Raw genomic sequence first — 15,623 nt, forward strand, 5'->3', positions numbered from 1 at the left:
TCGCGCGGCTCCAGCGGAACACGAACGGAGCATCGCGGTTGTTTTCACCCGAACGAGCAGCTGCTTGGATTGATTACAACCCATAGCGTCGGCCTATGACTCCCTCCACCGCGTACAGCAGGGACCTGGGTGACGAGCTCCGGAGCCTGCGCGAGACCTGCACCGGTCTCAGTGGCAACAAGCTCGCCATGAAGCTGGGCTGGGACCCGAGCAAGGTCTCGACCATCGAGCACGGCAAGGCCCGCGCCAGCGAGGTCGACCTCATCCAGTACTTGTCCATGTGCGACAAGGACATCGACTTCATCAACGACTTCAGGCGTCGCTACCAGTACGCGTTCGACGAGTACCGGGTGCAGGTGTCGGAGAATCTCCGCGCGATGGTGATGGCAGAGGCGACAGCAACGGCGATCACGAGTTACGACGTGCTGGCCATGCCGGGTCTCATGCAGTCCCCCGACTACGCCGCCTACGTCTACCGGATGACCGGGATGGTCGCCGAGGAGCGAATCCCGAACCTCGTCCAGTACCGCACCGAACGTCAGGCGATCCTTCGCCGACACGATCGGCCGACTTGCGTGTTCTACATCCATGAGCATGCGCTGGACCTGCAGGTTGGCAACGCAGAGATCATGGAGGATCAATACGCCCGGCTGCTGTTCAACCCGCACATCATCCGGATCGTGCCGAAAGACGCCCCCATCGTCGCTTCCAGCTTCGTGCTGTGGGAGTTCGACAAGCTACGGCCACTGGTCTTCAGCGAGACCAACCTCGCGAACGTCTTCGTGGAGGACCCCGGCGCCATAGCCCGCACCCGGCTTCTCTTTGGTCTCTTGGATGAGCTCGCCTTGAGTGCGGAACAATCGCGGAGCAAACTGGCGGAGTACGTCAGCCCACCGCGAGAGGACTCCGATGACTCAGGACCGCACTTGGCGTACTAGCACCTACAGCGGCGGAGCGGAGGACGGCAACTGCGTCGAGGTCTCGCTCGCCCACAACGTCCTCGTCCGGGACTCGAAGAACGCGAGCGGCGGCGTGCTCGCGTTCTCCTCCCCCGCCTGGCAGGACCTGCTCAGGTCCCTCGGTTCTCGTTGAGGTAGTTGTAGATCGTGTACCGGGTGACCTCCAGGACACCCGCCAGGTGGTCGACCGAGTCGCGGATGAGGAAGAACCCGGCCTCGTCCAGCACTCGGACGACCTGCGACTTGTGCACCTTCTTCATCAGCTCGACCGGCACGCCCACGTCGGCGATCGCCTTCTCCACGAGCACGCGCTGAAGCGTGTCCACGTCCTGTGGAAACGACTCCACGGGCCCGGAAGCCTCGTGCGCGGCGAGTTTGTTGACGCACAGGCACCCCACGGCGACGCCCGCCGCGTCGCGCACGAAGGTCGTCGACGACCAGATCGCGCGCCCGTCCGGCGCGTAGGTCTCGTAACCGGGCATGTCGGTGGTCGTGCCGCGCCGGACCAGGCCCAGCAACAGGTCCGTCATCGGGCCGCCCACCTTGCGTCCGGTCAGCGAGCCGGCGATCGCGATGATCGAGTTCGGCAGGCGGGTCAGGTCGTGCACGACGACCTCGGTGTCCGGGCCCAGGGCCGAGGCGAGGCTGTCGATGGTCGGCACCAGCGCCGACAGTGCGGCCGGAATCGGCGAGGACGCCGTGCCGGACAACGATTTCAGGGCTGCCCGCAGCCGCTCCAACGTTCCCCGCGAGGTGGTGGCGTGCGGGGACAGGCGGACGTGTTCCGGGCGGACCGTGGCGGTGATTCCGAAGGCGTTCAACGCCTCCCCCACCACCGAGGCGGCCTCGGGCATGGTGAACGCCAGGATTCCGGCACGGCGTTCGCGCGCGGAGACGATCTTGCCGCCGCTCGCCAGCACGATCTCCTCGACCTCGGCGACGATCTCTGCCACCGCCGAGTCCAGCGAGGAGACCCCGGCCAGTTCGACCAGTTCCAGGGCTTCCGCGAAGGCGCCCGACACGACCGGGGAGAGGTTGGTGATGTTCCAGGAGGCGGCGTCCGGGGCGGCGTCGTGGACCGAGTCGTCGAACAGGCCGGCGTCCACGGCGCCGGTCCAGCCGGACAGCACCGGTGACAGGCGTTCCAGGGCGCGGTCCGACAGCACGACGAAGCCGGTGCTCCACCCCGCCCGCAACCACTTCTGGCCGCCGACCACCAGCACGTCGGCGACTTCCCACGGTTCGTCGACCACGCCGAAGCCCTGGATGCCGTCCACGATCAGCAAGCGGTCGCCGACGGCCTCGCGCAACGCCGCCAGGTCCGTGCGGTAGCCGGTGCGGAAGTCCACAGCGGACACCGACAGGGCGGAGACCTCGGGCGTGAGGTGGGTCGCGACGGCCGCGGGGTGCACCGGGCCGTCGAGAACGACCGACGGGAGGCCCGCCCGCACCCACGGGTAGGTGTTGGACGGGAACTCCGCCGCCGAGTACATGACCGTCCCGGACAGCCCGAAGGCCGCCTGGAACAGGCCGATCGACGTGTTCGGCACCAACGCGACGTGGTCGGTGTCCGAACGGCAGAGCCGCGCGACGGCGGCCTTCACCCGCTGTTCCTCGCGCATCAGGGTGTCCACAGTGGATGGACCGGCCAGGGATGCCTGTTCCATCAACCGCGCGGTGGCCGTGACCACCGGCAGGGAGGGCGGGCCGAAGCGGGCGAAGTCGAGATACCCCTCCGGTTCGCGGAACTGGGCGAGGTACGAGGCGTCGATCAAGTCAGAGCACCTTTGCGAGGAACTGTTGCGTGCGCGGCTGCTGCGGATTGTCCAGCACGTCCGACGGTGTGCCGGACTCCACCACCGCGCCGTCGACGAGGAACACCACGCGGTCGGCGACCGAGCGGGCGAAGCCGATCTCATGGGTGACCACGATCATCGTCATGCCGTCGCGGGCCAGCGAGGTCATCACGTCGAGCACCTCGCCGACCAGCTCCGGGTCCAACGCGGACGTGGGCTCGTCGAACAGCATCAGCTTGGGCTTCATCGCCAGAGCGCGCGCGATCGCAACACGTTGCTGCTGACCACCCGACAGCTGGGCCGGGTAGGCACCGGCCTTCTCGGCCAGTCCCACCCTCTCCAGCAGCGCGAGCGCCTCCGCGCGCACCTCCGCGCGGCCGCGTCCCAGCACCTGGACGGGGCCCTCCATGATGTTCTCCAGCGCCGTGCGGTGCGGGAACAGGTTGAACCGCTGGAACACCATGCCGACGTCGCGCCGCTGGTGGGCGGCGTCGCGTTCGCGCAGCTCGTAGAGCTTCCCGCCCGCGGCGCGGAACCCGACGGGCACGCCGTCGACCCAGATGCGGCCGGCGTCGATGGTCTCCAGGTGGTTCACGCAGCGCAGGAACGTCGACTTGCCGGCGCCGGAGGGACCGAGCAGGCAGACGACCTCACCGCGCTCGACCTCCAGGTCGATGCCCTTCAGCACCTCGGTGTGGCCGAACGACTTGCGGACCCCAATCGCCTCAACGAGGGCCATAAGCACGCTCCAGGTAGTGCTGCCCGATCGACGCGAGGGACACCATCACGAGGTACCAGGCCGCGGCGGCGAACAGGGTTTCCATGATCTCCAGGTTGCGCGACGAGATGTTGTTCGCGGCGTGGATGAGCTCCAGGAAGGCGATCACCGACGCCATCGAGGTGCCCTTGATCATGTTGATGAAGTTGTTGCCGGTCGGCGGGATGATCACGCGCATCGCCTGGGGCAGCACCACCCGGCGCAGCGTCGTCATCGGCGTCATGCCGATCGACTTGGCCGCCTCGGTCTGCCCCTCGTCGACGCTGCTCAGGCCGGCGCGGACGATCTCGGCCATGTAGGCGCTCTCGTTCAGGCCGAGTCCCAGCAGCGCCGCGACGAACGCGGTCATGACCACGTTGGTGGGCACGGAGAACACGCCGGGGATGCTGATGTTCTGGAACACCAGCGCGAGGTTGAACCAGATCAGGATCTGCAGCAGCACCGGCAGGCCGCGGAACAGCCAGATGTAGCCGACCGCGAACCACCGGGCGACGGGGTTGGCCGACAGCCGCATCAGCGCCACGACGACGCCGAGGACGATCGCGCCGCCCTGCGCGGCGAGGGCGAGCACGATGGTGTTGAGCAGGCCTTCGAGCATCACGGGGTGCGTGAAGAACCCCGGCACGTCCTCCCACTGGATCTGGGCCTCGGACATCGCCCAGCCCAGACCGGCGATGACCAGCACGATCACCACGCCGCTGAACCACCGCCAGGGGTGGCGCAGCGGCACGACGACCAGTTCCTCGCGGACGTCGTTCATGCGGGTGTCACTTGCCATTGATGGTGGCCTTCGTGATCGCGCCCTGCTTGATGTCCCAGGTGGTGACGATCTTGTCGTAGGTGCCGTCGTCGATCAGCGACTGCAGCGCGCCCTTGATCGCCTCGGACAGCTTGGCGTTCTTCTTCGCGACGCCGATGCCGTACGGGCCGCCGTTGATCGGCGCGAGCGGCACGACCTCGAAGTACTGGCCGTCACCCGCGGTCTTAGCGACGTACACGGCGGTCGGCAGGTCGTTGAGGATCGCGGCGACGCGGCCGGTGCGCAGCTGGTTCTGGTTGCCGGTGTCGCTGTCGGTGACGCTGAGCGTGACCTCCGGCTTGCCCGCGGCCAGGCACTTCTGGCTCTGCTCCTTGCCGAACTGCTCCTGCGAGCTGCCCAGGTTCACCGCGATGCCCTTGCCGCACAGGTCTTCGACCGTCTTGACGCCCTGCGGGTTGCCCTTCTGCACCATGATCGTGATGCCGGAGGTGAAGTAGTCGACGAAGTCGATCTTCTGCTGGCGCTCGGCGGTGTCGTTCATCGCGGCCATCGTCACGTCGACGCGCCCGGTCTCGAGGCTCGTGATCAGCGAGCTGAACGCCATGTCGCTGTGCTCGGCCTTGAGCCCCAGCTTGGCGGCGATCGCCTTGATCAGGTCGACCTCGGACCCCATCGGGGTCTTGCCGTCCTGGTCGTAGAAGTTGTTCGGCGGGTTCTGGATGTTCGACCCGACCTTCAACGTGCCGGCCGAGGCGATCTCGGGCGGCAGCAGCGCGGCGAGCGCGTCGTCCTTCTTGACCGTGGACAGGTCGGACGACGGCGGAGTGGACGTCTGAGTGGACTCAGGCGTGGACCCGCAGGCAGCGAGCCCCAGTACGAGCAGCGAGGTCACGAGCAGGCGCGGCTTCATGGCGGGGACCGTACAACGTCCAGTTGAAGACGTCCACAAAAAGTTGAAACCAGGCGTGACTGGGCGCACGCGGGGAATTCCACAGGGCCCAGCTCCGTTGGACGGGGTGCCCCCAGCGAACGAGGAGGACCAACATGGCGACGGTCGAGCTGACCAAGGAGAACTTCGACGAGGTGGTCGGCGGCTCCGACGGCTCCGGCATCGTCCTGGTCGACTTCTGGGCCGAGTGGTGCGGCCCGTGCCGCGCGTTCGGGCCCACCTACGAGGCCGCGTCGGACAAGAACGAGGACATCGTGTTCGGCAAGGTCGACACCGAGGCGCAGCAGGAGCTCGCGGCCACGTTCGGCATCCGGTCGATCCCGACGCTGATGATCGTGCGCGACGGCGTCGTGCTGTTCTCGCAGCCGGGCGCTCTGCCCGCTCCCGCACTGGACGGCCTGATCCAGCAGGCCCGCGAAGTGGACATGGAAGAGGTCCACGCGAAGGTCGCGGAGGCCCAGGCCCAGCAGGGCTGATTGACGCAGCACGCCTGTGGGTAACTGACGTGCATGAACACCGACACGTCGACCGCACAGCTGGTGCACCAGCTGTCCGAGCAGGTGAGCAGGCTCGCGCGCGATGAGATCCGTCTCGCCGTCGCGGAGCTGAAGGACAAAGGCAAGCACGCCGGTGTCGGCGCCGGGATGTTCGGCGTGGCCGGCGTGTTCGCGTGGTGGGGCGGGCTCAGCGTCGTCGCGGGCCTGATCCTGCTGCTGGCACTCGTAGTACCGCCGTGGGCGGCCGCTCTGATCGTCGCGGCCGCCCTTCTGGTGTTCGCGGGCATCTTCGCGCTCGTGGGCAAGGGCCAGGTCAAGCAGGCCGCTCCGCCGGTTCCCAGGCAGGCGATGGACAACGTCCAGCAGGACATTGCGACGATCAAGGAGAGTGCGCACCGATGACCGAACCCAAGGACCAGCTCCAGCGCGACGTCGAACGCACCCGGCGTGAGCTGGGTGAGACGGTGGAAGCGTTGGCGCACAAGGTCGACGTGCCCGGCCGCGTGAAGGAACAGGCGCAGGAGACGGCCGACCGGGTCAAGGAGCAGGCCCAGGAGACGGCCGTGCGCGTGAAAGAGCAGGCGCAGGAGACGCGCCAGCGACTGACCGCCGCGACCAACGAGGCGATCGGCTCGCTGCCCGAGCCCGTGGCCGAGCAGGTCGAGAAGGCGCGCCGCCACCCCGGAGCCATCGCGGCGGCGCTGATCGCGCTCATCGTCGCGATCTGGGCGATCTCCCGGAGGAACCGATGAAACTCCTGTACCGCCCGCTCGGAATGCTGTTCGGCGCGCTCGGCGGTTTCCTCGCCACCGCGATCTTCGGACAGGTGTGGAAACTCGTCGCGGGCGACAAAGAAGCGCCCAGCGCCACGATGCGCAATCGCGCCTGGACCGAGGTGCTGATGGCCGCGGCCATCCAGGGAGCGATCTTCGGCCTGGTCAAGGCCGCCATCGACCGCGGCGGCGCCAAGGGTTTCCAGAAGCTGACCGGAGAATGGCCCGGCGACGAGGAAGATTGAGCCCTCACCGGCCCGATCGAGACGGCTGGATGCACGCAGATCGCCTTCTGACCTGATCTGGCCCGGTCCCCCGAGAAAGGGCCGTCATGACTCGTCGGTTGCGGGGCCCGTGCGCTGTCTTCGACGTTCGAACCGCTCACCGCCGTTCCGGACGCCCTGGCCCGCACCTGGGCCGGGTATCCGGAACTGACGGTTCACCTGGCCGAGGAGGGCCTCGGGTTCGCCGAGGTCTGGACGAGCGCCCGCGGCGTGGAGTCCGGTGAGCACTAGGCGATCGCCGACGCCGGGCGGCCGGCGTTCCACGCAGCGCTCGAACTGGCCGGCGGGCCGGCTATCACCACGTCTTCCGGATGTGGAACAACCGGCAGGGCCTCAGCCCGCGCACCTGTCGCGAGTTCCTGCGGGGCAGGCGGAGGCGTTCGCGCGGCGGCCGGTGATGTGGAGCGACCTGACCGCGGTCACCGCGGTCGGCCCGCTCGGCGGCGGCATCGCGTTCCACTTCCTGGCCTGCCGGTCACCATCATCTCTCCCGTCAACCGGGTGATCTTTCCGTGGCGGTAGCCCGTCTGGCCCCTCGGACCAGCGTGGCGCATCTGCAGGTCAGGCTGCTTTCCGGGACCACACTGCGGAGTTCGAGGGCGTTGCGGGCTAGGCCTGCGAATCTTTGAACCCTCAACTACTCTGACCCTCATGCCACAGCCAGAGGGTGCAGAGCTCGACGCCATCCGCGCCAAGCGCGACGAGCTGCGCGAGCGCTACGTGAAGCCGCTCGCCGAGCGGGGCGGGTCGCCGACGCGCGGAGTTCACCACATCGCGTTGATCTGCAAGGACGTCGAGGAGACCATCCGGTTCTACCAGGAGTTCCTGGGCTTCCCGCTGGTCGAGCTCGTGGAGAACCGCGACTACAACGGCTCCAGCCACTTCTTCTTCGACCTCGGTTCCAAGAACCTGCTGGGGTTCTTCGACTTCCCGGGTCACGACCACCCGGCGTTCTCCGAGACGATCGGCGCCGTTCAGCACCTGGCCCTCTCGACCTCCCCCGAGCGGTTCGAGGAGATCAAGTCCAAGCTGGACGAGGCGGGGATCGAGTACCTGGGCCCCGACCGCGGCGTCGAGGACAGCCTGTACATCCGCGACCCCAACGGTGTAGGGATTGAGTTCTACCGGGAAGAACTCGGCGAGTTCGAAGGCACGACACTGATCAACTAGGACGGAGTCGCAGTGGCGCAAGAGGTCAAGGGCATCGTCGCCCGGGGCAAGGGACAACCGGTCGAGCTCACCTCGGTGCTGGTGCCCGACCCCGGTCCCGGCGAGGCGGTGGTGAAGGTCCAGGCGTGCGGCGTCTGCCACACCGACCTGCACTACCGCGAGGGCGGCATCAACGACGACTTCCCGTTCCTGCTGGGCCACGAGGCCGCGGGTGTCGTGGAGTCGGTCGGTGAGGGTGTCGTCGATCTGGAGCCCGGCGACTTCGTCGTGCTGAACTGGCGCGCGGTCTGCGGCACGTGCCGCGCCTGCCGCCGTGGCAAGCCCTGGTACTGCTTCTCGACGTTCAACGCGTCGCAGCCGATGACGTTGGTCAACGGCACGAAGCTCTCGCCCGCGCTGGGCATCGGCGCGTTCGCGGAGAAGACGCTCGTCCACTCCGGACAGTGCACCAAGGTCGACCCGTCCGCCCGTGCCGCGGCGGTGGGTCTGCTGGGCTGCGGCGTGATGGCGGGCGTGGGCGCCGCCATCAACACCGGTGGCGTCACGCGCGGCGACTCGGTGGCCGTGATCGGCTGCGGCGGTGTCGGTGACGGCGCCATCGCGGGCGCCCGCATCGCCGGTGCCGCGAAGATCATCGCCGTCGACACCGACCCGCGGAAGCTGGAGTGGGCCAAGGGATTCGGCGCCACGCACACCGTCAACGCCCGCGAGGTCGACGACGTCGTCACGGCGATCCAGGACCTGACGGACTCGTTCGGCGCGGACGTCGTGATCGACGCGGTCGGCCGCCCGGAGACGTGGAAGCAGGCGTTCTACGCCCGCGACCTCGCCGGAACCGTTGTCCTGGTGGGTGTTCCGACGCCGGACATGAAGCTCGAGATGCCGCTGATCGACTTCTTCTCGCGCGGCGGCTCACTCAAGTCGTCGTGGTACGGCGACTGCCTGCCGACGCGCGACTTCCCGATGCTCGTGGACCTGTACCAGCAGGGCCGCTTCGACCTGGACGCGTTCGTCACCGAGGAGATCGCGCTGGACGGCGTCGAGGGCGCGTTCGAGAAGATGCACCACGGCGAGGTCCTGCGATCGGTCGTGGTGTTCTGATGCCGTTGCGCGTTGATCACACCGTCACCTCCGGCACCTTCTCGCTGGACGGCGAGACCTTCGACGTCGACAACAACGTCTGGGTCATCGGCGACGCGTCGGAGTGCGTCGTCATCGACGCACCGCACGACGTGGACGCGATCCTGAAGGTCGTGGACGGGCGTCGGGTCGTGGCGATCCTGCTGACGCACGCACACGACGACCACGTCCGCGTCGCGCCGGATCTGGCACATGTGACCGGGGCGCCGCTGGCGTTGCACCAGGCCGACCACGTGGTGTGGAACCTGACGCACACCGGCGTGCTCCCGCACCTGGCGCTGGAGGACGGCCAGGTGCTCACCGTCGCCGGCGAGGAGATCCACGTGCTGCACACGCCAGGGCACTCCCCTGGCGCCGTGTGCTTCTACGTGCCGTCGCTGGGCGCTGTGTTCACCGGCGACACGCTGTTCCAGGGCGGGCCCGGGGCGACCGGGCGGTCGTTCTCGGACCGGCCGACGATCGAGGCGTCGATCCGGGAGAAGCTGCTGACGCTGCCCGGGGAGACCGTGGTGCACACCGGGCACGGTGCGGACACCACGATCGCCGCCGAGGTGTTCTAGGGCCTGTGTCGAAGTCTGGTTCGATGAGAGTCGCGCTTGAGGTGGTTTCTGGTGGTACGGCCGGATGGCCCGCATACCGGTGTTGTATGTGGGTCGTCCGGCCGTGCCGCCAGGAGCCGCCTCGGGCCCGGCTGTCGCGGATCAGACTTCGACACAGGCCCTAAGCGAAGACGATGTCGACGGACTCGGGGTGGTCAACCGAGTCCGTCAGCACGTGGAACGGGTTCGGCCCGCGGTCCAGGCGGAGCGCCGGCGACACGTCCTCGTTCGCGTCGGACAGCCTGACCCGGCCTCGCGAGACCTGCAGCGTGCCGGAGAAGTACGGCACGGTGGCCGCGCCGGGCGCTGGTTCGCCCCGCCACACCCGCACGGTGACCATCCCGTCGGCAGACGGAAGCACGCTGAAGACGACGGAGTCGTCCTTTAGCACCAGACAGCCGTGGTGGACCGCCGCCGTGAAGGCACCCATCAGCTCACCCACGGCTAGAACCGCGGCGGCCGCTTCTCCAGGAACGCCGTCACGCCCTCGGCGTAGTCGGCGCTGGAGGCGGCCTCCGCGTACAGCGCGCGCACGAAGTCGTCCTCGTGGCCGCCGTCCGTGATCGAGTTGATGATCTTCTTGGCGCCCCGGACCGACACCTGCGCGCGGCCCGCGATCTGCTCGGAGAGTTCCTTCACGCGGGCGTCCAGGGACTCGACGACCTCGTTCACGAGGCCGATCCGCAGGGCCGTCGCGGCATCGAGCAGATCGGCCGAGAACAGGATCTGCTTCGCCCAGGCCGGGCCGACCGCGTCCACCAGCGCCTTGGTGGAGGTGAAGTTGTAGACGATGCCGAGCTTCGCCGGCGTGATGCCGAAGCGGGCGTCCGCGGCCGCCACCCGGATGTCGCAGGCGAGGGCGATCTCACAGCCGCCGCCGACGCAGAACCCGGAGATCGCGGCGATCGTCGGTTTGTCCAGTCTGGCGATGGCCCGTTCACCGTTGTAGACGGCCTCGCCGTAGTGCGCGGCGCCCTCGGCACCCCGCCGCAGCGTCGAGAACTCGGCGATGTCGGCACCCGCGGAGAAGTGCTCCCCGCCCCGGATCACGAGCACCCGCACGGTCTCATCTGCGGAAACCTGAGCCAGGAGCTCCGGGATGGCCGACCACATGTCGTACGACATGGCGTTGCGCTTGGCCGGGCGGTTGATCGTCAACGTGGCGACCGGACCGGCCGCGGACAGCTCCAGGAACTCGCTCACCCGCCGCACGATACCCATCGTCCCCGGCGGCACGCGCGGACTCGGATGGGTGGCGATGCGGTCACCCCCTTGTAAAGTCCGGTGCCGAAGAGGGGGAGGAAACGTGACAGCGGCTGCCATCGGCGCTTCCACGCTGCGCACGCTCTCGGTGCGCTTGCGCACCAGTGCGCCGGTGTCCGCGCGCATCCTCTCCGAACTCGCGAGCGAGCTCGACCGGGGCGGGCCGGTGGCGGACCTGCTGTGCTCGCACAGCGCCGTGCACAGTCCGTTGTTCGGCGTCCAGGCGCTCGCGGGCGTGCGGTTGCTGATGCTGTCGGGCAAGGCCCCGGAGCTCAGCCAGCGGTTCGCCAGCGCGCACGCGGCCGCGATGGCCGGGGAGTCCGACTCGACGGCGCTGCTGGCGTGGCTGGCCGCACGGAGCGCGATCGTGGAGAACGCGGGCGAGATCCTCGCGGCGCTCGACCGGACGGTGCAGCAGCACCAGCCGAAGACGGCCGCGTTCCTGCTGCGGGGCCTCACCATGATCGGCGCGCCGAAGGTCCGGCTGCTCGAACTCGGCGCCTGCGCGGGACTCAACCTGATCCTCGACCACTACCGCTGGTTCGGCCTCGGCTGGGAGTGGGGCGACAAGGACTCGCCGGTGCGCCTGGCCGCCGTCGGGCCGCGGCCGCCGAACCTAGAGATCGTCGGCAGGGCCGGCTGCGACCTGCAACCGCGCGACCCGGCCGACCCCAAGCACGCGATGATCCTGCAGTCGTTCATCCCGCCCGAGCACGACGCGCTGCGGTGGGACCTCGACGACGCCATCGAGCTGGCCGCCAAGGTCGGCGTGAAGGTCGCGCGCTCCCCCGCCGGCCGGTGGCTGCGGGAGAACCTCGTGCCGCCCGGCGACCGCGGCACGTACACGGTGGTCTGGCACAGCTCGTTCTGGGCGTACCTGACCGAGGACGAGCGCAACGAGATCGAGACGACGCTGACCGCGGCGGCCGGCTCGATGCCACTCGCGCGCGTTGCCTACGAGTCGACAGATCTTCGCTCGAACCCCCGCTTGACGGTCACCATCTACAGCTAGATTCCGGCGTCGTGAAAACGATCCGCGCCTCCCTGCTGGCCGTCGCTCTCTTCACCACGGCCCTCACCACACCGGCGAACGCCGCCGTCTCCGACCACGACCTGGCGTTCCACTGGGCGCCGGTCCACCACCAGGACACCGACTCGTCCGACCACGACGCCGACTACCTGTCCACAGTGGACTTCGACGGCGACTGGAACACGCTGAACAACTGGGAGAACCAGCCCCAGCTCGCGAAACTCACCGGCGCCGCCTACTACTCCGTGGTCGAGACGTCCACGCACTGGTTCGTCGTCTACGGCTTCTTCCACCCGCGCGACTGGGACGACCAGCCCGACCCGTTCAGCACCAGGACCCACGAGAACGACCTGGAGGGCGCGCTGTTCGCGGTCCGCAAGGACGGCTCGCAGTACGGCAGGCTCGAAGCCGCCGTCACGGTGGCGCACAGCGACTTCTACTCCTACGTGCCCGCAGGATCGCCGTACCAGAACGGCTCCGAGACCATCGACGGCACGCTGCTGCTGGTCGGCGGGCGCCCCGCCACGTTCCAGGAGGCCAAGGGCCACGGCCTGTACCGCTGGACCGGCACCGACTTCCCCGGCGGCGACGGCGTGGTCTACCAGCCCGCCGCCACCGGCGAGGTGCCGTCGGGCGGCAACGACCGCAGCGTCGGCTACCGCCTCGTGAACACCCTGGAGGCCGGCGGGATGTGGGCGCGCCGCGACAACGCGGAGACCTACTCGTCGTCCGGCACCTTCCGCGGCGACAACGGCAAGGACAACGCCGCGAACGCGCCGTGGGGCTGGGACGACCAGAACGACGGTGCCGTCTACCGCGGCTACCTGGCCACCGACCCGGCCCTGGTGATCGACAGGTACTTCTCCGGCAAGGGCAGCTTCAGCCTGACCTACACGCGCAACGCGTTCCGCTGACCCACAGGAAACTTTTACAGTCGTTTCTGCACCACTCCGCCGCCGTCACGCCTCCCAGCGGAAGAGGAAGCATGGACGGCAGGATCAACCGCAGGCTGCTGATGAAGTCCACCGTCGTGGCCGCGATCGCCACCCCCGCCCTGACCCGGACGGCCCTGGCAACGGGAAACCGATGACCAAGTAACTAGCTCTGAGCAGTCGGCCGAACGGCGATCTCGTTCACGTCGACCTCGGCCGGCTGCTCGACCGCGAACGCGATGGCACGGGCGATCGCGTCCGGCGGAATCGCGATCTCGTCGCGCATGCCCGCGATCCGTTCCCGCACAGCGGTGTTGGTGGACGCCTCCGCGAAATCGGTGTGCACGAAACCGGGGAACACCGTGGTGACGCGCAAAAAAGCGCCCGCCTCCTGGCGCAGGCCCTCGCAGATCGCCCGGACCGCGACCTTGGTGCCCGCGTAGACGGCCATGGAGGGCACGACGCGGAACGCCGCGGTGGAGGAGGTGGTGACGAAGTGCCCCGCCTGTTGCTCGCGGAACACCGGCAGAGCCGCCGCGATGCCGTGCAGCACGCCCTTGATGTTGACGTCCACCATCTCGTCCCACTCGTCGACGCGCAGGTCGTCCAGTGGTGAGATCGGGCCGGCGCCCGCGTTGCCGACCAGCACGTCGAGGCGGCCGAACCGCTCGCGGGCCAGTGCCACCAACGAATGCAGGTCTTCGCGACGGGTCACGTCGGTGCGCGTGTGCACGGCCGTGCCGCCTGCCTTCTCGATCCTGTCCACCAGGTCCGCGAGGCGCTCCGACCGGCGTGCCCCGAGCACGAGGCGCGCACCCCGTTCCGCGAGGAGAAGAGCGGTCGCCTCCCCGATCCCGCTGCTGGCGCCGGTGATCGCCACGACCTTGTCCGCAATTGCCATGAACCCCAGCGTGCGGCAGCCTCAGCCTGGTATCCAGAGCGCGTTTATTCTGGTACTGGAGGTGCCAGCGTGCGGAGAACGGACGATCAGCGGCGCGAACTCGGTGCGTTCCTGCGCAGCCGGCGGGAGCGGCTCACCCCGGCCGAGGCGGGCCTGCCGCGCACAGGGAGGCGCCGGACTCCCGGTCTGCGCCGGGAGGAACTGGCGGTGCTCGCGGGCATCAGCGCCACCTGGTACACGTACCTGGAACAGGGCCGGGACGTGCGGGCGTCCGATCAGGTGCTCGGTGCGCTCGCCGCCGCTCTCGCGCTCAGTCCGTCCGAAAAGGACCATCTGTTTCGGCTCGCGGGCCATATCAGGCCGCACACCGTGGAAGCAGAGCCGCTGGCCGCGGAAGTGGCCGCCGTTCCAGGGTTTCTGGACCCGCATCCGGCGTTCGTCATCGGCGCCACCTACGACGTGCTCAGCCACAACGAGGCCGCGGCCGAGCTCTTTCCGGGGCTGAGCAAGGAGAATCCCAGTTTCGCGCGCTGGGTGTTCATCGCCCCGGAGTCGCGGCACGTCCTGATCGACTGGGACACGGAGGCGCGCGGCCTGCTCGCCCGGCTGCGGGCGCTCGCCGGCCAGCACCCCGCCGACGAGCGGTTCACCCGGCTGATCGACGACCTGCACGAGGCCAGCCAGGAGGTGCGCTCCTGGTGGCCCCACTACGACGTGCAACCCCGGCACGGTGGCCGGAAACGCTTGCGGCATCCCAGGCTCGGGCCGCTCGACTACGCGTACACGGCGTTCCACCTCGCCGAGCGGCCCGACCAGACGCTGGTGGTCTACTCGGACGAACGGCCCTGCTAGGCGGCGCGCGGGTAGAGGCTGGCCATCCCCGGAGGCGCGGCGAAGGGCGCCCACGTGCCCTCCGCCTGTGCCAGCCGGTCCGCGACGACCCACAGAACGCTGGAGTTGAAGCCATATCCCAGGTGTGAGGACGACACCTGGACGTTCTCCCTGCGCGGTCCGGGTTCCTCGACGCACGACTCCCACGAGACGATGCCGTCCGTCTTGGAGTAGATCGACGTGGCGGGCACCGGGATCGGCGGCCGCGACGACTCGAGCGGCGGGAACTCGTCCTTCGGGATGTGCAGCCGGGAGAACAACGCGAAAGCGGGCATCGCCCGTGACTGCACGGGATCGCTCATGTTGTACGGCGATCCCATGGTGATCACCTGGCGGACGCGGTGCGGGTGGTCGCGTGCCATCTCGCGCGCGAAGATCCCGCCCAGCGACCAGCCGACGATGGAGACCGGCCCGCCGTATGCGTCGGAAACCTTCTTCACCAAGGCGTGCATGCCGTCCACGGCCTTGCGCGTCGGCCCGATGTTGCGGCCCAGGCCCCACGGGTTCACCTCGTAGCCCAAGCCCGACAGGAAGCGGCGCAGCATCACCGTGGACGAGTCGGCGGCTCCCAGGCCGGGAAAGACGAGCACCGGATGGCCGTCACCGGACGGAGCACCGCGCAACATCGACCGGGTGGCCACGAACTCGCTGACGTCGAGCGCGCAACGGGTGGGCTCGGTGAGGTACCAGAACAGGCCGGGCGCGGAGCCTCTGACGAGGTGGAGGGGTGGAGCGGCAGGCACTTCGAAGACTTCGTCCGAAGGTACGGCGGACATGGCGGCCTCCCCACACGTCGACAACCCCGAGCCGGCGCCCTGGGCAGCGTTGCCCAGTGAGTCCATGATGTTTCGTGAACGATCTTTTCGCCAGCACTTTCCAGTCTCGATTCGCCACCCGCAGG

Annotated in this window: 20 protein-coding genes; 12 read left to right on the forward strand and 8 right to left on the reverse strand. The window is 68.6% G+C overall.

Features of this window, described 5'->3' with window-relative positions; genetic code table 11:
* Positions 1-95: 95 nt before the first annotated feature.
* Both AB0M48_RS06300 and AB0M48_RS06305 read left to right on the forward strand, forming a co-directional pair.
* Positions 96-938, forward strand: a complete 843-nt coding sequence (locus AB0M48_RS06300) for a helix-turn-helix transcriptional regulator (protein ID WP_363836306.1) — start codon at positions 96-98, stop codon at positions 936-938.
* A complete protein-coding gene (locus AB0M48_RS06305; RefSeq protein WP_363836307.1) occupies positions 910-1,092 on the forward strand; it encodes a DUF397 domain-containing protein in 183 nt (60 codons plus the stop codon). Before AB0M48_RS06300 ends, AB0M48_RS06305 begins: the two co-directional genes overlap by 29 nt.
* On the opposite strand, the gene AB0M48_RS06310 is transcribed toward AB0M48_RS06305, so the two are convergent.
* The 4 genes from AB0M48_RS06310 to AB0M48_RS06325 are packed head-to-tail and all read right to left on the reverse strand — an operon-like array spanning position 1,070 to position 5,203.
* On the reverse strand, positions 1,070-2,734 hold the full coding sequence (locus AB0M48_RS06310; RefSeq protein WP_363836308.1) for an aminotransferase class V-fold PLP-dependent enzyme: 1,665 nt from the start codon (positions 2,732-2,734) through the stop codon (positions 1,070-1,072). The genes AB0M48_RS06305 and AB0M48_RS06310 overlap by 23 nt on opposite strands.
* Position 2,735: 1 nt before the next feature.
* A complete protein-coding gene (locus AB0M48_RS06315) occupies positions 2,736-3,500 on the reverse strand; it encodes an amino acid ABC transporter ATP-binding protein (RefSeq protein ID WP_363836309.1) in 765 nt (254 codons plus the stop codon).
* Entirely contained in the window at positions 3,481-4,293 is an 813-nt protein-coding gene (locus AB0M48_RS06320) for an amino acid ABC transporter permease (protein WP_363836626.1), read from the reverse strand. The genes AB0M48_RS06315 and AB0M48_RS06320 overlap by 20 nt, the downstream gene beginning before the upstream one ends.
* A 7-nt stretch (positions 4,294-4,300) precedes the next feature.
* Complete coding sequence (locus tag AB0M48_RS06325; RefSeq protein WP_363836310.1) at positions 4,301-5,203, reverse strand: ABC transporter substrate-binding protein; 903 nt, start codon at positions 5,201-5,203, stop codon at positions 4,301-4,303.
* Positions 5,204-5,337: 134 nt separating this feature from the next.
* On the opposite strand from AB0M48_RS06325, the gene trxA reads away from it, so the two are divergent.
* From trxA to AB0M48_RS06360, 7 genes are all read left to right on the forward strand, one after another.
* On the forward strand, positions 5,338-5,718 hold the full coding sequence (trxA, locus tag AB0M48_RS06330) for a thioredoxin (RefSeq protein ID WP_363836311.1): 381 nt from the start codon (positions 5,338-5,340) through the stop codon (positions 5,716-5,718).
* 33 nt (positions 5,719-5,751) lie between these two features.
* Positions 5,752-6,141, forward strand: a complete 390-nt coding sequence (locus AB0M48_RS06335) for a phage holin family protein (RefSeq protein WP_090072592.1) — start codon at positions 5,752-5,754, stop codon at positions 6,139-6,141.
* The gene (locus AB0M48_RS06340; RefSeq protein WP_363836312.1) at positions 6,138-6,491 is read left to right on the forward strand and encodes a DUF3618 domain-containing protein; all 354 of its coding nucleotides are present in this window, start codon (positions 6,138-6,140) and stop codon (positions 6,489-6,491) included. Before AB0M48_RS06335 ends, AB0M48_RS06340 begins: the two co-directional genes overlap by 4 nt.
* Positions 6,488-6,757, forward strand: coding sequence for a DUF4235 domain-containing protein (locus AB0M48_RS06345; protein ID WP_266042589.1), 270 nt, complete (start codon positions 6,488-6,490; stop codon positions 6,755-6,757). The genes AB0M48_RS06340 and AB0M48_RS06345 overlap by 4 nt, the downstream gene beginning before the upstream one ends.
* A gap of 690 nt (positions 6,758-7,447) precedes the next feature.
* A complete protein-coding gene (locus AB0M48_RS06350) occupies positions 7,448-7,966 on the forward strand; it encodes a VOC family protein (RefSeq protein ID WP_363836313.1) in 519 nt (172 codons plus the stop codon).
* A gap of 12 nt (positions 7,967-7,978) precedes the next feature.
* A complete protein-coding gene (locus AB0M48_RS06355) occupies positions 7,979-9,067 on the forward strand; it encodes an S-(hydroxymethyl)mycothiol dehydrogenase (RefSeq protein WP_363836314.1) in 1,089 nt (362 codons plus the stop codon).
* Positions 9,067-9,666, forward strand: a complete 600-nt coding sequence (locus AB0M48_RS06360) for an MBL fold metallo-hydrolase (protein WP_363836315.1) — start codon at positions 9,067-9,069, stop codon at positions 9,664-9,666. The genes AB0M48_RS06355 and AB0M48_RS06360 overlap by 1 nt, the downstream gene beginning before the upstream one ends.
* A gap of 160 nt (positions 9,667-9,826) precedes the next feature.
* Here AB0M48_RS06360 and AB0M48_RS06365 read toward each other — a convergent pair whose 3' ends face one another.
* A complete protein-coding gene (locus AB0M48_RS06365) occupies positions 9,827-10,135 on the reverse strand; it encodes a hypothetical protein (protein ID WP_363836316.1) in 309 nt (102 codons plus the stop codon).
* A gap of 14 nt (positions 10,136-10,149) precedes the next feature.
* The gene (locus AB0M48_RS06370) at positions 10,150-10,926 is read right to left on the reverse strand and encodes an enoyl-CoA hydratase-related protein (RefSeq protein WP_363836317.1); all 777 of its coding nucleotides are present in this window, start codon (positions 10,924-10,926) and stop codon (positions 10,150-10,152) included.
* Positions 10,927-11,011: 85 nt separating this feature from the next.
* Here AB0M48_RS06370 and AB0M48_RS06375 point away from each other — a divergent pair, with 85 nt between their 5' ends.
* Together AB0M48_RS06375 and AB0M48_RS06380 are read left to right on the forward strand one after the other, a co-directional pair.
* Positions 11,012-11,980, forward strand: coding sequence for a DUF2332 family protein (locus AB0M48_RS06375; RefSeq protein ID WP_363836318.1), 969 nt, complete (start codon positions 11,012-11,014; stop codon positions 11,978-11,980).
* 11 nt (positions 11,981-11,991) lie between these two features.
* Entirely contained in the window at positions 11,992-12,912 is a 921-nt protein-coding gene (locus AB0M48_RS06380; protein WP_363836319.1) for a hypothetical protein, read from the forward strand.
* Positions 12,913-13,096: 184 nt separating this feature from the next.
* On the opposite strand, the gene AB0M48_RS06385 is transcribed toward AB0M48_RS06380, so the two are convergent.
* Positions 13,097-13,831, reverse strand: coding sequence for an SDR family oxidoreductase (locus AB0M48_RS06385; RefSeq protein WP_363836320.1), 735 nt, complete (start codon positions 13,829-13,831; stop codon positions 13,097-13,099).
* Between the two features lie 69 nt (positions 13,832-13,900).
* On the opposite strand from AB0M48_RS06385, the gene AB0M48_RS06390 reads away from it, so the two are divergent.
* A complete protein-coding gene (locus AB0M48_RS06390) occupies positions 13,901-14,683 on the forward strand; it encodes a helix-turn-helix transcriptional regulator (protein WP_363836321.1) in 783 nt (260 codons plus the stop codon).
* Here the strand turns inward: AB0M48_RS06390 and AB0M48_RS06395 are convergent.
* Positions 14,680-15,498, reverse strand: a complete 819-nt coding sequence (locus AB0M48_RS06395) for an alpha/beta fold hydrolase (protein ID WP_363836322.1) — start codon at positions 15,496-15,498, stop codon at positions 14,680-14,682. The genes AB0M48_RS06390 and AB0M48_RS06395 overlap by 4 nt on opposite strands.
* Positions 15,499-15,623 lie beyond the last annotated feature (125 nt).

Source organism: Lentzea sp. NPDC051208, from assembly GCF_040682435.1.
GTDB lineage: Bacteria > Actinomycetota > Actinomycetes > Mycobacteriales > Pseudonocardiaceae > Lentzea > Lentzea kristufekii.

Coding starts and splice junctions, on each gene's coding strand:
- AB0M48_RS06300 (WP_363836306.1), top strand. CDS start 96: ATGACTCCCTCCACCGCGTACAGCAGGGACCTGGGTGACGAGCTCCGG.
- AB0M48_RS06305 (WP_363836307.1), top strand. CDS start 910: ATGACTCAGGACCGCACTTGGCGTACTAGCACCTACAGCGGCGGAGCG.
- AB0M48_RS06320 (WP_363836626.1), bottom strand. CDS start 4,293: ATGAACGACGTCCGCGAGGAACTGGTCGTCGTGCCGCTGCGCCACCCC.
- AB0M48_RS06325 (WP_363836310.1), bottom strand. CDS start 5,203: ATGAAGCCGCGCCTGCTCGTGACCTCGCTGCTCGTACTGGGGCTCGCT.
- trxA (WP_363836311.1), top strand. CDS start 5,338: ATGGCGACGGTCGAGCTGACCAAGGAGAACTTCGACGAGGTGGTCGGC.
- AB0M48_RS06335 (WP_090072592.1), top strand. CDS start 5,752: ATGAACACCGACACGTCGACCGCACAGCTGGTGCACCAGCTGTCCGAG.
- AB0M48_RS06340 (WP_363836312.1), top strand. CDS start 6,138: ATGACCGAACCCAAGGACCAGCTCCAGCGCGACGTCGAACGCACCCGG.
- AB0M48_RS06345 (WP_266042589.1), top strand. CDS start 6,488: ATGAAACTCCTGTACCGCCCGCTCGGAATGCTGTTCGGCGCGCTCGGC.
- AB0M48_RS06350 (WP_363836313.1), top strand. CDS start 7,448: ATGCCACAGCCAGAGGGTGCAGAGCTCGACGCCATCCGCGCCAAGCGC.
- AB0M48_RS06360 (WP_363836315.1), top strand. CDS start 9,067: ATGCCGTTGCGCGTTGATCACACCGTCACCTCCGGCACCTTCTCGCTG.
- AB0M48_RS06365 (WP_363836316.1), bottom strand. CDS start 10,135: ATGGGTGCCTTCACGGCGGCGGTCCACCACGGCTGTCTGGTGCTAAAG.
- AB0M48_RS06370 (WP_363836317.1), bottom strand. CDS start 10,926: ATGGGTATCGTGCGGCGGGTGAGCGAGTTCCTGGAGCTGTCCGCGGCC.
- AB0M48_RS06385 (WP_363836320.1), bottom strand. CDS start 13,831: ATGGCAATTGCGGACAAGGTCGTGGCGATCACCGGCGCCAGCAGCGGG.
- AB0M48_RS06395 (WP_363836322.1), bottom strand. CDS start 15,498: ATGTCCGCCGTACCTTCGGACGAAGTCTTCGAAGTGCCTGCCGCTCCA.